Source organism: Lysinibacillus sp. G4S2 (assembly GCF_030348505.1).
Taxonomy (GTDB): Bacteria; Bacillota; Bacilli; order Bacillales_A; family Planococcaceae; genus Lysinibacillus.
This window is the reverse complement of record NZ_JAUCFJ010000002.1, coordinates 3,739,416-3,753,242: the sequence shown is the minus strand read 5'-3', so window position 1 is coordinate 3,753,242 and position 13,827 is coordinate 3,739,416. Positions and strand designations below refer to the sequence as shown.

The 13,827-nt window shown below is 38.3% G+C and carries 15 protein-coding genes and 1 pseudogene; 13 read left to right on the top strand and 3 right to left on the bottom strand.

Annotated elements, in window-relative coordinates; genetic code table 11:
* Positions 1-30: 30 nt before the first annotated feature.
* The 11 genes from QUF91_RS19165 to QUF91_RS19115 all read left to right on the top strand — a co-directional run bounded on the left by QUF91_RS19165 (position 31) and on the right by QUF91_RS19115 (position 7,858).
* Positions 31-552, top strand: coding sequence for a YqeG family HAD IIIA-type phosphatase (locus QUF91_RS19165; RefSeq protein WP_285395127.1), 522 nt, complete (start codon positions 31-33; stop codon positions 550-552).
* Positions 549-1,652, top strand: a complete 1,104-nt coding sequence (gene yqeH / locus QUF91_RS19160) for a ribosome biogenesis GTPase YqeH (protein WP_285395126.1) — start codon at positions 549-551, stop codon at positions 1,650-1,652. The genes QUF91_RS19165 and yqeH overlap by 4 nt, the downstream gene beginning before the upstream one ends.
* 30 nt (positions 1,653-1,682) lie before the next feature.
* Positions 1,683-2,513: a shikimate dehydrogenase gene (gene aroE / locus QUF91_RS19155; protein WP_289419066.1), complete on the top strand. Its 831-nt coding sequence runs from the start codon at positions 1,683-1,685 to the stop codon at positions 2,511-2,513.
* Positions 2,514-2,518: 5 nt separating this feature from the next.
* Positions 2,519-2,821, top strand: a complete 303-nt coding sequence (yhbY, locus tag QUF91_RS19150; protein WP_068983686.1) for a ribosome assembly RNA-binding protein YhbY — start codon at positions 2,519-2,521, stop codon at positions 2,819-2,821.
* Between the two features lie 9 nt (positions 2,822-2,830).
* Complete coding sequence (locus QUF91_RS19145; protein ID WP_289419065.1) at positions 2,831-3,421, top strand: nicotinate-nucleotide adenylyltransferase; 591 nt, start codon at positions 2,831-2,833, stop codon at positions 3,419-3,421.
* Positions 3,390-3,962 carry a bis(5'-nucleosyl)-tetraphosphatase (symmetrical) YqeK gene (gene yqeK / locus QUF91_RS19140; RefSeq protein WP_289419064.1) on the top strand — a complete coding sequence of 191 codons (573 nt, stop codon included), beginning with the start codon at positions 3,390-3,392 and terminating at the stop codon, positions 3,960-3,962. The genes QUF91_RS19145 and yqeK overlap by 32 nt, the downstream gene beginning before the upstream one ends.
* Positions 3,959-4,303 carry a ribosome silencing factor gene (gene rsfS / locus QUF91_RS19135; RefSeq protein WP_285395120.1) on the top strand — a complete coding sequence of 115 codons (345 nt, stop codon included), beginning with the start codon at positions 3,959-3,961 and terminating at the stop codon, positions 4,301-4,303. The genes yqeK and rsfS overlap by 4 nt, the downstream gene beginning before the upstream one ends.
* Entirely contained in the window at positions 4,304-5,044 is a 741-nt protein-coding gene (locus tag QUF91_RS19130) for a class I SAM-dependent DNA methyltransferase (RefSeq protein ID WP_289419063.1), read from the top strand.
* A 243-nt stretch (positions 5,045-5,287) separates the two neighbouring features.
* A complete protein-coding gene (locus QUF91_RS19125; protein ID WP_289419062.1) occupies positions 5,288-6,052 on the top strand; it encodes a helix-turn-helix domain-containing protein in 765 nt (254 codons plus the stop codon).
* The gene (locus QUF91_RS19120) at positions 6,045-6,497 is read left to right on the top strand and encodes a toxin-antitoxin system TumE family protein (protein ID WP_289419061.1); all 453 of its coding nucleotides are present in this window, start codon (positions 6,045-6,047) and stop codon (positions 6,495-6,497) included. Before QUF91_RS19125 ends, QUF91_RS19120 begins: the two co-directional genes overlap by 8 nt.
* Positions 6,498-6,682: 185 nt before the next feature.
* Complete coding sequence (locus tag QUF91_RS19115; protein WP_289419060.1) at positions 6,683-7,858, top strand: DUF4085 family protein; 1,176 nt, start codon at positions 6,683-6,685, stop codon at positions 7,856-7,858.
* Positions 7,859-7,993: 135 nt separating this feature from the next.
* Here the strand turns inward: QUF91_RS19115 and QUF91_RS19110 are convergent, their stop codons facing one another.
* The 3 genes and pseudogenes from QUF91_RS19110 to QUF91_RS19100 all read right to left on the bottom strand — a co-directional run.
* Positions 7,994-10,567 carry a polynucleotide kinase-phosphatase gene (locus QUF91_RS19110; protein ID WP_289419059.1) on the bottom strand — a complete coding sequence of 858 codons (2,574 nt, stop codon included), beginning with the start codon at positions 10,565-10,567 and terminating at the stop codon, positions 7,994-7,996.
* The gene (locus QUF91_RS19105) at positions 10,564-11,241 is read right to left on the bottom strand and encodes a methyltransferase domain-containing protein (RefSeq protein WP_483308105.1); all 678 of its coding nucleotides are present in this window, start codon (positions 11,239-11,241) and stop codon (positions 10,564-10,566) included. Before QUF91_RS19105 ends, QUF91_RS19110 begins: the two co-directional genes overlap by 4 nt.
* Positions 11,215-11,991, bottom strand: a pseudogene (locus QUF91_RS19100) (hypothetical protein); the annotation flags it as partial. The pseudogene QUF91_RS19100 and the gene QUF91_RS19105, both read right to left, overlap by 27 nt.
* A 361-nt stretch (positions 11,992-12,352) precedes the next feature.
* On the opposite strand from QUF91_RS19100, the gene QUF91_RS19095 reads away from it, so the two are divergent.
* Together QUF91_RS19095 and QUF91_RS19090 are read left to right on the top strand one after the other, a co-directional pair.
* Positions 12,353-13,000 (top strand): helix-hairpin-helix domain-containing protein, encoded by a 648-nt coding sequence (locus tag QUF91_RS19095; RefSeq protein ID WP_289419058.1) that lies wholly within the window; start codon positions 12,353-12,355, stop codon positions 12,998-13,000.
* A gap of 189 nt (positions 13,001-13,189) precedes the next feature.
* Positions 13,190-13,759: a ComE operon protein 2 gene (locus QUF91_RS19090; RefSeq protein ID WP_289419057.1), complete on the top strand. Its 570-nt coding sequence runs from the start codon at positions 13,190-13,192 to the stop codon at positions 13,757-13,759.
* Positions 13,760-13,827: the final 68 nt, after the last annotated feature.

Sequence of the window (13,827 nt, the reverse complement as noted above, 5' to 3'; positions counted from 1 at the left end):
AATAATACGTTTAGATTAGGGGTCGCTATTTTGTATAATTTTTTATTACCAGATGAATTTGTAACGAGTATTTTTGAAATTACACCTGAAAAGCTTAAAGACTTAGGTATTAAAGGAATCATTACGGATTTAGATAATACGCTTGTGGAATGGGACCGTGCAGATGCAACGGAAGAGCTTATTATTTGGCTTCGTATTATGAAAGAATCAGGTATTCGTGTTATTATTGCGTCGAATAACAAAGAAGAGCGTGTAAAGCATTTTGCCGATCCACTAGGTATCCCGTATATTCATAAGGCTAGAAAGCCACTTCGTAACGCCTTTTATAGTGCAGTTATTCAATTAGGGCTACGACCACAGGAAGTAGTTATGGTAGGAGACCAACTATTAACGGATGTAATGGGCGCAAATCGCTTAGGCTTACACACGGTACTAGTAAAACCAGTTGCGCAATCAGATGGATTCGTAACAAAATTCAATCGATTCATTGAACGCCGTGTATTCAATGATTTAAAACGAAAAGGAATCATTACTTGGGAGGAAAAAGAATGAACGAAATGCCAAATTGTATTGGCTGTGGTACAACAATTCAAACAGAAGAGAAAACAGCAGTTGGGTATGCACCCCCATCATCATTAGAAAAAGACGTGGTCATTTGCCAACGTTGCTTCCGTTTGAAAAATTATAATGAAATTCAACCAGTGTCATTAACAGATGACGACTTTTTACGCATATTAAACGGTCTTGGAACACAGCAAGGCTTAATCGTGAAAATTGTTGATATTTTTGACTTCAATGGGAGCTGGTTACCAGGACTTCACCGTTTCGTTGGGAAAAATCCTGTGTTATTAATCGCGAATAAAGCTGATTTATTACCGAAATCTGTGAAACCGAAAAAAGTGATTAATTGGCTAAAACGTGAAGCAAAGGCTCTTGGTCTACAACCTGTCGATGTACTTTTAGTGAGTGCCCATAAAGGTAAAGGAATGGCTGAAGCAATGGAAGCCATTGATGAGTACCGTAATGGACAAAATGTTTACGTTGTAGGTTGTACAAATGTTGGGAAATCCACGTTCATTAATCGTATTATCAAGCAGGCTACAGGTGAAGGTGAGGTTATTACAACTTCTCACTTCCCAGGTACTACTTTAGATATGATTGAAATTCCATTAGATGATGGTAGTGCATTATATGACACACCAGGAATTATTAATCATCATCAGATGGCACACCATATTGACGCTAGCGAATTAAAATATATTATGCCTAAAAAAGAAATAAAGCCGAAAGTTTATCAGCAAAATGCTGGACAAACGCTATTTATTGGCGCACTTGCACGTTTTGATTTTATTCAAGGAGAGCGATCGGCATTTACGGTACATGTGGCAAATGACTTACCAATTCACCGTACAAAGCTTGAGAAGGCAGATACATTATATGCAGAGCATAAGGGTGAATTACTTGCACCTCCAACTGCCGAGTTTATTGAACAGCTACCGCCATTAGTGCGCCATGAGTTCTCCATCAAAGAAGCAAAAACAGACGTAGTATTCTCTGGTCTTGGATGGATTACTGTGCAGCATGCAAATGTAGTCGTAGCAGCTTATGCCCCAAAAGGTGTACAAGTTTCAATTCGCCCATCACTTATTTAGGATGTATTAGTAGAGAAGAGGGACGAGGAAATGAAGAAATGGTTTGCAGTTATTGGAGATCCGATTGAGCACTCAAAATCACCAGCAATGCATAATGCTTGGTTCGAGGAACTGTCGATAGATGCGACGTATATTCCGGTGCACGTATCTTCTGAAAATTTGGAGTCAGCAGTTGTTGGCTTGAAAACATTAGGTGCAAGTGGCTGGAACATTACAATCCCACATAAAACAGCGATCATTCCTTATTTAGATGAGCTAGATGAGTTGGCAGAAAAAATGGGAGCTGTCAATACGGTTGTCCGAACAAAAGAAGGAAAATTAAAAGGCTACAATACAGACGGTGTTGGTTTTGTTCGTTCACTAGAAGAAGCGGTTGGCAAGTTACATAAAAATAAGCCAGTCCTTCTTATCGGTGCGGGCGGTGCTGCTCGTGGTATTGCCTTTGCCATGCAGCAGCAAGGTTACACGAATTTAACGATTGCAAATCGCACAGTGGCAAATGCTCAAGCAATTGTCGATGAAATGGGGATAGGTAAAGCTATTTCTTTAACGAAGGCTGAGGAAACATTAGCTGATTTCGGCATTTTAGTGCAAATGACTTCAGCTGGACTTGCTACGGGCAATTTTTCAATGCCATTTTCACTGGAACGACTTACAAAAGGCGCAATTGTTGCCGATATTGTGTATAATCCATTAATGACGCCTTTTTTATTAGCGGCTGAAGAAAAAGGAGCAACCGTCGTTACGGGTCTTGGTATGTTCGTTCATCAAGGGGCTATTGCTTTTGAGCACTGGCTTGATGAATACCCAAATACAAATTCAATGATTGCGCAATTGAAGGCGCAATTAGGAGGATATTAATTTTTATGTTAACAGGTAAACAAAAACGTTTTTTACGTGCAGAAGCACATCATTTAACACCAATTTTCCAAGTAGGAAAAGGCGGCGTTAATGACGAAATGACAAAGCAAATTCGTGAAGCATTAGAAGTACGAGAGCTGATTAAGGTACGTATTTTAGATAACTGTGAGGAGGACAAGCATGAAGTGGCAGAAGCACTTGCAAAGGGTGCCCATGCAGAGCTAGTGCAATTAATTGGACTGACAGTTGTTTTATATAAAGAATCACGCAATCATAAAAAGATTGTATTACCAAAAGCAGCGAAATAAGGTGAGACGATGAAAAAGATCGGTTTACTGGGAGGCACATTTAATCCACCACATAATGGACATTTAATGATGGCTAATGAAGTACTTCATGCATTAGATTTAGATGAAATTCGCTTTATGCCAAATGCGTTACCACCACACAAATTTGCACGTAATGATGCGAGCGTCGTGGAGCGCCTTGAAATGGTAAAGCGTGCAATAAGTCCATATCCGCATTTTTCTGTGGAGTCGTATGAGGTAGAGAAGGGTGGCGTATCCTATTCATATAAGACACTTACTTCGATGTGTAGCAGAGAACCTAATGTGAAATTTTACTTTATCATTGGTGGCGATATGATTGATTCGCTTCATACATGGTACTGTATTGATGAATTAGTGAAGCTTGTACATTTTGTAGGAGTAAAGCGTCCAGGAACAGAGGCCATAACAGAGTACCCTATAGTAATGGTGGAAGCTCCCCAAATCGATTTATCGTCCACACTGATTCGTGAACGCCTTGCTACTGGAGGAACGGTTACTTTTTTACTGCCAGAAGCGGTAGAGACGTTCATAAGGGAGGAAGGTCTTTATGGAACGCGAACAGTACTTAACGGCGATTAAGCCACGTATGCCTGAGAAGCGCTATATTCATACCATTGGCGTAATGGAAACCGCCATTGAATTAGCAAAATTATATGGTGAGGACGAGAAAAAGGCTGAGACAGCAGCCATTCTTCATGATATTGCGAAATATGCAGATATTGGGTGGATGGAGCAAATCGTCCGTGATGAACAATTAGATGCTCGCCTAATTGGCTGGGGCAGTGAATTACTGCATGGGCCAGTTGGTGCTTATATTGCGGAAAGTGAATTTGGCATTACGGATGAGGATATGTTAAATGCTATTCGTTTTCATACAACAGGGCGCGTTGGCATGAGTCGTTTAGAAAAAATAATTTTTGTTGCAGATATGATTGAACCAAATCGTAAATTTGATGGGGTTGATCGTCTGCGAAAAAAAGCAGTGAAAAATTTGGATAAAGCGATGAGCGCTTGTGTGCGTCATACATTGGCATTTTTAATTGACACAAAACAGCCAGTTTATCCATTATCTATAGAATGTTATAACGATATGATGAAAAGAGAGGACAGTGAAGGATGACTTCAACTTTATTACAAGCAGCTTACAAAGCAATTGACGACAAACACGGTGAGGATATTGTCGTTTTAAATATGCAAGGCATTTCACTTTTAGCGGATTACTTTATTATTGCCCATGGTAATTCTGATCGCCAAGTGCAAGCAATCGCACGTGAATTACAAGAGGTAGCAGTAAAAGAGGGGTTTGAAATTCGTCGTGTAGAAGGCTTCGATGGAGCTCGCTGGGTTCTAGTAGACCTTGGAGATGTTGTAGCGCATGTATTCCATAAAGATGAACGTGCTTACTATAACTTAGAGCGTCTATGGGGCGATGCACCGCAACTAGACATGCCAGAGGCTTAAGTGAGTAGTTACGAAAGATTTGCACACGTGTATGATGAGCTACAAACCGATATCCCATATAATCTTTATGTGGAATGGGTTTTACAGCATGCACCAAGCAGTCAATTCTCAAATCTTTTAGACATCGGCTGTGGTACAGGTGTGCTTGGCCTACTGTTTGCACAGGCTGGTTACAAGGTGAGTGGAATTGATTTATCTGAAGATATGCTCTCAATTGCCGCAGAGCGCTTTGCTGATGCAGGATTACATGTGCCTCTCTATTGTATGTCGATGGATGAATTAGAAGGCTTTGAGGCGCTTGACGTTGTAACGATTGCTATTGATTCACTGAATTATGTAGTAGAGGAAAAAGCAGTTTACTCAACATTAGAACGTATTTATGAAGCTTTACGTGATGGAGGCCAGCTGTTTTTTGACGTACATTCTTTGTATAAAATGAATGATATTTTTTTAGACGGACCGTTTACGTATGACGATGGCGATATTAGCTATGTATGGCATACGGAACCTGGCGATTTTGACCATTCCATTGTTCATCAAATGACGTTTTATGTGCGCGATGCTGAAAGTAATCTGTATGAACGCTTCGATGAAGAGCATGTCCAGCGCACATTCTCAATTGAGCAATATATGACATGGCTTCGTACGATTGGCTTTAGTCATGTAGAAGTAACAGCAGATTTTACAGATGAAGGTCCTGAATATGAAAGTGAACGCATTTTTATCCGTGCGGTGAAATAGAAGAACAGCTTGCTGGTAAACTGACCAGCGAGCTGTTTTTGTTTTGTGAACAAATTCGTTGCTAAGAAAACAGAATTGTACAGTATTGATTTTGAAGTGGTGAATAAAGCGGAAAAGAATGTTTAATAGCACAAATTATTTTCAGATAATTCGCATATATTTTTACAAAAAGGGGATATTGTAAACATATAAAATTGTGTTTTTGTAAAAAAAGATATAGTATGGAGGTGAGAGGTGATGAAAATGAGTTTAGCAGTAATCCAAAAAACACAAGAATCAATTGACTTAGCATTTCAAACCAAAGACGCAGATCTATTAGAAAAAGAAACACAATTCCTTTTATACTCTCTTGGGGATTTTATCCCTGATACATTTTCAGAATCAGTTCGTTATATTCAATTAAGAGAAACAAAATTAAAGCCAGCTGAAAAACTCATGTCGGACACAATTAAACTGTTTTTTGATCAAGCATTAGAACTATTGGATGAAAAAAATCAGAAAAAAAATGAATTAGGTGCTGTTAAATTGGCATTTGAAAAACTGTTTTTAGAAACGACAGATTGTGGATATATAGATTATGATTATGATATAGCCGAGTTAGTCTCTACTGAGCAAGCAGCAGAATATTTAGGGGTTTCAAAGCCAACTATTTATAAGTATCTAAATAATGGTCTAGAGCATAAATTAATTAACAACGTTAAAAAAATTCCTAGAGTTGCACTTAAATTATGGTCAGACCCAGCTACATCGTTTGAAATGCAATGGATACACCAAGAGAAAAAACGTAGAACCCAAACACTGGAAGAAAAGTTGGAGGTTATCCAAGGTAGAATAACTGAATATGAAATTGAATATGGCGGAGAGTTTGAACATCTGTATGGAAATAAAAGTGATAGCCTAATTGACGGATTAGATGAAGCTGTAGACGTTTTTGATTGGAAGGGTTATATAGTGCAGAAAAATGCTTTGTTAAAGCAATTACAGGCTAATAAAGGTACTAATGCCTAAATTAACTGATTATGCAGCATTATTGACTCGCTTTAATTCAATCCTACGTCAACCTACAGATTTATTAATTGAAGACGATCCTATTAATCCAGACAATACAGTAATTAAAATTACATTCTACTTTGATAGCGGTTTTTATGGCGAAACCCAACTTAGGGTTCGTGAATGGTTTGATAAAAATGACAATAAAATACAATACCGCTATTCATGGGAAAAGAATAGAAAGAAACCTGGCCATATCAGTGCTTGGGAAAATGAGTATCATTTTGTTCCGCACCACATGCTACCAGAAGGGCTCAAAAGTGACCCACACCATCATCATCATGTACCAGGGGATAGAGCACAGTTGCAGGATAATTGGACAATAAGAGATTTAGAGAGCGTGTTAACCGTTGTGGAAGAGTTTATTCGTGAAAATAAACCATACGATAGTAAGATGTTGTAATCAGCGTTTTAAAAATAAAGAAAATGTTAAGAAGCGGTTCGTGTCTATCTATACAACCGCTTCTTTTAATAATGCTATAACCGAAAGAGCTACCAATAAGTTCTTTAATAAATATGCTGACTACATACAATTGAGATTGTCACGAGAGCGAACAGAAAACCGAAAAAAATATAGGAGCTGAAATTATGTGGCACTTAACAATGCAAGAGAAAAAAGCGTATGAAAATGCGATGAAACTATTTATTTATGAATCTGATGAGGAGTGGACAGATTACCTTTCCTATGCAAAGGAAAATGATATTGATCCATATAAGGAAAAAAAGCAGGAGTTAGACGAAATACGCGATAGTTTAATGAACTATTTACCACTGCGATTTCAACCATATGTTTTAGATGGTACGTTGAATACACCAGATGTTCCTAAACATATACGAGAAGATTTTTTAGGATGGAGAAATGAACAGGAGCAGCTATTTGAAAATATTCTCGATGCCACATATGAGGAAAAGCAGAAAACGTTAGCTTATATGGAACCGAAGGCGAGAGAGGTCTTTGAGCAAAGTCTTCATGATGCAACAATAGTTAGTATTCAACGTAATGCTACTCAAGTTGAATTAACATTTGATATGGCAGGGGGCTTTACTGCAAAATCAATCATTTATCTAAAGTTTAACAATATTATAAGTGAGTTAGGTCAAGTAGAACCAGCGCAGTTTTATATTTATGATGAGCTTAGAAAAACCGCGAATGGCATTGCACTTCGTGTTATTTTTGATTGCCCAGAGGTAGAATGGACGATTGAAGCAGAGGAGTTAGACGCTGAATTTTATTATCGCCCAAAAACATATAGTGATTTTGCTGAAAATGGTAATTTTTCTACATACGTTCAAACATTGCAGCTAGAGCATGGTTTAATCTTTATTACACCTCAATTAAAAAAACGAGTAATCGGGATTCAGCAACACGCACCGTTTTTAATTTTAGAAAATAGCCATCTATATGAAAATGATCAAGGTATTTTTGTAGATACAATACGTGTAGCAGACAAATTAGAGGATTGTATTCATTTTTTACATACAGATACATATGAAGACCCGTATGCACATTTTAGCGAGCCAGTACCAGCACAGGATTTGGAGGAAGCGGCTCTCGGTAAAGATTTAGAGTTAAAGGTTCGTGCATGGAATACGATGTACGCCAATCCAGTACTGCTCGCGGAGAAGATTAATCAAATATTAATGCAAATGAATCCCGCTCAAGAGGATGATATGATGCAAAATGTATTTATTCGCCATTTTTACAATGAGGGAATTTTAACGACTGAGCTTCAAGCGAAATTTAATGACATCTTAGAAGAATAACGCTTTTAGAAAGTCATGTTGAAAAGTGCCACACTGTCCAATAGGCAGTGTGGCACTTTTCACGTTAGGACCATTCAGAAAGAGAGTTCTTCACCAAAATGTTTGAGGTAGTAACACATTGTGTTCTCCGCCTTACTAAAGTCTAGGGTCGACAGGATCACTTTCGAGTGCTAATGTGCCGAGTACACATTCATGAATACGGGCAGTCGATTCCCCTTTTACAAAACGTTCTATTCCTTCTAGTCCGAGTGCGAATTCTCGCAATGCATGCTTCATTTTTTTACTTGGATTACGTTCCTTCAGTTTCGCTAAATTTGAAGGCTCTAAATAGTCCATACCATAAATAATTCGTAAATATTCACGACCACGTACTTTAATTGCGGGTTGAATAAGCTTGCCATTATATTTTGTGACAAATATTTCAGGTTTAATAACAATTCCTTCATGACCAGCAGCAGTCATTTCCTCCCACCAAGTAATGATCTCCTGTTCAGAAGCTTCATCCGTAATGACTTTAAACTCTGTTTCAATGAATAGCTTTGAATTTTTTGCATAAAGTCGATTCATTTCCATATGCCATATATGTGGTTTATGGAAAAACGTTTCCGAACTATGTGCTAATACATGAAAGGGTGCAATTTGAATAGCTGAAGCATCCTGGACATCCCAACAATAATTTTGGTAAACAGTTGAAAATCGTTGTGCATTCTCAAGTAACCCCTTATACTCCTGAAGCCATTCTGAAACTGTGTCACGTAGTTTCTCCATAAGCTTTGTGCGGTCCATTAGAGCTTGCTCAGCTACATGTGCATACTGTTGATCGATTAGTTTTTGCGCTTTTAAGTTCCAAGGTAAAATTTCTGCATCGAGTAGTACGAAATTTGTATTAAACTGTTCGAAATAGTTTTTCTCTATTAATTCTGTATGAAGTTGTTGCAAAATTTGTTGTTCCGTCTCTTTATCGAAAAACCGTCTTCCTGCTCTAGTTGTAATAATACCAAGTGTTTCTATATCGACATATTCCTTTGCAATAAGCGCATCTTTAAACAGTAAGAGAACAGCGCGACTGCCCATATGTTTTTTCTCGGCAATCATTGTCTGGACACCATGCTTTTTATAATAGGCAAATGCCTCAGAAGGATGTTCTAACGTATCTGCTAATGCAGAAGTTTGTGGCGTTGGGCTCATCGTTGGTGGAATATAAACTAGCTGTTCTAACGGCAGTGCATAATGAGAAACACTGTCGATCGCTGCCTTTGCATGAGCACCGCCTATTTGTACATTGTTAAAGTAGGCAGTTTCCACTGTGAATCCTTCTAAAAATGCCCCTATATTTGGTGGGTCAAAACGTATAGCTTTTGCCTCAAGTAGAGGATTTCGTTCGATACCGGCATAGTTTTTATACGCCTTCACAAACTCAATTGTCTTTTCAGGGTAGCGAAAAGCAGTTAGCTGACCGCCAAAAACAACTCCTTGATCAATATTCAACGTATTATTTTGCTTTAACGGATGAATTTTAGGATCATGCCCCCAAACAATAAGCTGTGATGTTTGATGCTCTATAAACCAATCATTACGAATAGGTTTTCCAGATTTATCTTGACCCTGAACATCACCGTAACGACAGAAATCAGAAATTCTTGCCGATTGTTTGCCTATATAACGGTCACGGATACCTGCGTGTGTAACAACAGCGGAAGAAATGCCATTATTCACTAACACATAGTGAGAGGGAGCAGCAAGTAAACATTTCGCGAGACGAGCTTTTAAGGCCTTTGTTTGCTCCGCTCCGTAATCTTTTTCATAAGCGTTAAATTCAGCTTCAACTAGCTCATCCCCATGATGTAATGTTACTTTGCGTCCATCTAACCAACGAGCGATTTTCCAGCCATGATTACTATCAGTCATATAGGCAAGCCCACGCTCTATATGGCGATCAAAAAAGTCCATCGTTGCGATCGATTTTGGTCCACGGCTCATAATATCACCAACTGAAACAAAGCGACGACCTTGTGGATGAATATAGTAACCTTCCTCATTTTCTTCGTAGCCTAGCTTACTAAGTAATTCGATAAATTCATCAAAACATGCATGAATATCACCAATAATATCAAGCCCAGCCTCTACATTTAACAGTAGCGGCGACTTTTGTCTTGATAATGTTAGTCCATCTGTCTCTGTCACAAAATAAGTTTTAGTAAACGACTCTTTTTTAATAAATCGTTTTTCTGCTTTTAATAAGCGTGCCTGCTGTTTAATACGTTTACTTCCTCTTGGGTCTTGGCGCAAAGTATTTCGATGTATCAATTCTTCAAGTGGAATGTCCAAGACAATTGCACTTACTGGAACATGTAGTTTTTTTCCTAGCAAGATGTATTTTTGACGTTCCTCTGATTGTAAATGTGTAGCATCAACAAAGGTACATTTATTTAATGAGCTTCTAGCCTCTAATACGCGTTCCATAACAGCAAAGGCTTGTGCTGAAATAGCGAAATATTCATCATATAATAAATCTGCTTCTTCCTTTGAATGATGTTGAAAATCGATATAATCCGTATCTGAAACAAGTGTCCGATAAGTATCAGAGCTAATAATTTCAGAAGGAGAAAGCATACCTGTATTAACCCATTGTTGTAAAAGAGTAGATTTTCCACTATTGGATGGACCAATTAGCAGAACAATCCCTGCATGTGGAATCTTGATGTTCATACATTCTCCTCCTTTTTCGTATAGATGCACATTTGGGTAGGTTGTCCGTAACTATCATGTTGATTGCCGATGCCAGTAAATGAAAGCTCATATTGTTCATTACGATTCATCGCATGACACCACTCTTGAAATTGTTTGCGTGTCCATTCAAATCGGTGATCATCATGACGCATTTCATCTAATTCGTAAACAGCATTGTATTCAGCATTTGGCGTTGTCACAATTAATGTTTGAGGACTATATTGTGTTAAAAGCAACGCCATTATTTTAGGTAATCGTTCCTCATTAATATGTTCAATGACTTCGCATAAAACGATGACGTCTTTATGTTGTAATCGTGCATCGTAATAAAATAGCGAGCCCCATGTAGGTTTTGGGGTTACAAATGCATCCTCTAAGCCTTCAAAACGCTTGATTGCTTTTTTCATTGCAGCTTCACTTGGTTCAACCGCAAGCAACTCGTCAATTCCTTTAACGTAGGCAAGTAAACTAGAAAGCTTTCCTTCGCCAGAACCAAAGTCAACGATTGATGATTTTCGAGGTAGATTTTTAATAGTTTCAACAATTTTTTCGTAGCGTAATGTATTGAGTGACCGCGTTACATTTTGTGGTGTTGTGTTACCATCATATAAATGGGAGAAGCGTAGAGCTTTTTTATAAATAAATTCTTTCATTGGATGTGTATCTAACCATCCTTCTCCGTAGCGTTTAAGCTTATCCACTTCCAACTCATTGATAAAGTAGTGCTTATAATCATCTAAAACGGGGATGAGTACAAAGAGATGTTGTAGTGCTTGTTGTAGCGTAATGTCCGCAGATAATGTGAGAAAACGCGCACGATGGTCGTTATTCAAAGCCTCGATGTTGACAGTGTAGCCAAGAGGCTGAAACAATTCATTTATCTCTTCATTTGTCATAGCTGAAGCGATTGGACCGAATTCAAATTCAAATGAAAATGCTTGAGTTACCCATTCCATATATTGTTCTTTTGGTTTGCCATTTAACTTATTTCAGCGGATGTTCAAACATCCGCTGAAATAAGTTAAGCCTCCGGCGGATATCACGGAATCGGAAAGGAGTTCTTTGTGCAAGCACAAAGCCGAATCCGGACACAATTATGCCGAGGCATAATTGATTGAAGTACCTAAAGCAGAACGGATCATGGATAAAAAAATACTACTAGCGGCGAATTCGCGGTCATTAATATAATGTGTAATATCAAGCGCGTTGTCATTTTGAACAAGTGCGAGTGCATTTGGCGTAACAAATATTGTCACAGCAAGGTTTGTTTCAGAAAGCTCATGATAGACAAGTCGAACTAAATGATCTTTTACACGCCGTTCATATAAATTATTCGGATTTTTTGATAGTAAGTAGGAGATAGCTTTCACATTTTCTCCCTTTGCCTGTATTGTTAGCTGCATATTTTTCCTCCATTCTAAACGCAAAGGCATAATGTGTTTTCTTATTATGGCTCATCACCAAAAGTTGTGGATGACATTTGTTTAGAAGTATACCTTGTATATAAGTTGATCTTCGTTCCGACTGGGGATCATCGGACGCCCCCAGTCGGAACGGAAATCAACCACACATTATGATGGTGAAACCTTATTATTAAAATAATAACATAATTTTACATCATTATGTCAGTGTCATAATAAGCAAAGCTCAGGGATGCCTTCGTTTTTGTCTTAATAGATAATACATCTTTTCAACGCATGAATGATATTGTAAGATGAAAGGGACTCCATATGATTACCTTTTGCAAAGGAAAGGATGTTATAGATGATCCAATCTTTTTGGCAAAAGTATAAAAAAAGTATGTTATTCCCTGGCATACTTGTAATCGGTGGACTTTGTTACTTCTTTTTTTCGAGTTCTGACTCTTCACCTCCCCAAGAAGAGCTCATCGAAACAATCCAACCTATGAAACAACATGAAATAGAAGAGCCTGTGGATGAAGCGGTCATACAGCAGGTATTTGTTGATATAAAGGGCGCTGTTATGTATCCAGGCGTTTATGAGCTACAGCCCGACCAACGAATTATAGATGCCGTACAGCTTGCAGGGGGGTATACCCAGGATGCTGATACGCAACTCATTAATCATGCCCAAAAAGTTCAGGATGAGATGGTTATTTATATTCCTGTAAAAGGGGAAAAGCTAGACGAAATAACCTCAAATATCCTGACGATGCCTACTAGCGGAACATCACAAGGCGATAACGGTATGAAAGATCAAAAGGTTAATTTAAATAAAGCAGATGAAGCAACACTTACGACATTGACAGGTATTGGTCCATCAAAGGCTCAAAGTATTATCTCCTATCGTGAGGAGAATGGTGACTTTAAAACCATTGAGGATTTAAAAAAAGTGAGTGGTATTGGCGAAAAAACGTTTGAGAAGCTAAAGGATTTCATTACAGTTAAGTAACGGCAGTAAGATTTGAGATATTGACGATTCTTTTCAAAACGGGCTACACTATAGAGCATAGTGACTGATACAGTCGGATGTCACGGATTTTCAAAGGAATGAATTGTACAGACACAATTCAAAATCCGGACGCAATTACGCTAAGGCGAAATTGATTAATAATGTATGTAAAATTTTGGAGGTAGTCATATGGAGCGAATTACTTGGGATCAATTTTTCATGGCGCAAAGCCATTTACTCGCATTACGTAGCACATGTACAAGACTGGCAGTAGGAGCAACCGTCGTTCGAGATAAGCGAATTATTGCAGGTGGCTATAACGGTTCAATTACAGGTGACGAACATTGTATTGAAGAAGGTTGCTATGTTGTTGATAATCATTGTGTGCGTACAGTGCATGCTGAGATGAATGCACTTCTACAATGTGCTAAATATGGTACGCCCACAAAAGGTGCAGACTTATATGTGACACATTTCCCGTGTCTACCATGTACGAAATCTATTATTCAAGCAGGTATTGAACGCGTCTATTACGCTACTGATTATAAAAATAACCCTTATGTACAGGAATTATTTGAAAAAGCAGGTGTAGAAGTTGTTCACGTTCCATTTGATGAACGTAAAATCGACTTTTTAAGCGACGAAAAATTAGCCTTGTACATAGACATGCTAAACGAGCTTCGTGAGAGTGGTATGCCTGCAGAAAAATTGCTCCCATATGAACAGAAGGTGAGTGCATTATTTGGCAAAAAGCTCTAAAACATAAATGGGTTTACGTAGCGCTAGCTGTACTTGTAGCTTCAATAGCGGCACACAAGTCAGCTTGG

Coding starts and splice junctions, on each gene's coding strand:
- yqeH (WP_285395126.1), top strand. CDS start 549: ATGAACGAAATGCCAAATTGTATTGGCTGTGGTACAACAATTCAAACA.
- aroE (WP_289419066.1), top strand. CDS start 1,683: ATGAAGAAATGGTTTGCAGTTATTGGAGATCCGATTGAGCACTCAAAA.
- yhbY (WP_068983686.1), top strand. CDS start 2,519: ATGTTAACAGGTAAACAAAAACGTTTTTTACGTGCAGAAGCACATCAT.
- QUF91_RS19145 (WP_289419065.1), top strand. CDS start 2,831: ATGAAAAAGATCGGTTTACTGGGAGGCACATTTAATCCACCACATAAT.
- yqeK (WP_289419064.1), top strand. CDS start 3,390: ATGGAACGCGAACAGTACTTAACGGCGATTAAGCCACGTATGCCTGAG.
- rsfS (WP_285395120.1), top strand. CDS start 3,959: ATGACTTCAACTTTATTACAAGCAGCTTACAAAGCAATTGACGACAAA.
- QUF91_RS19125 (WP_289419062.1), top strand. CDS start 5,288: ATGAGTTTAGCAGTAATCCAAAAAACACAAGAATCAATTGACTTAGCA.
- QUF91_RS19120 (WP_289419061.1), top strand. CDS start 6,045: ATGCCTAAATTAACTGATTATGCAGCATTATTGACTCGCTTTAATTCA.
- QUF91_RS19115 (WP_289419060.1), top strand. CDS start 6,683: ATGTGGCACTTAACAATGCAAGAGAAAAAAGCGTATGAAAATGCGATG.
- QUF91_RS19110 (WP_289419059.1), bottom strand. CDS start 10,567: ATGAACATCAAGATTCCACATGCAGGGATTGTTCTGCTAATTGGTCCA.
- QUF91_RS19105 (WP_483308105.1), bottom strand. CDS start 11,241: ATGAAAGAATTTATTTATAAAAAAGCTCTACGCTTCTCCCATTTATAT.
- QUF91_RS19095 (WP_289419058.1), top strand. CDS start 12,353: ATGATCCAATCTTTTTGGCAAAAGTATAAAAAAAGTATGTTATTCCCT.
- QUF91_RS19090 (WP_289419057.1), top strand. CDS start 13,190: ATGGAGCGAATTACTTGGGATCAATTTTTCATGGCGCAAAGCCATTTA.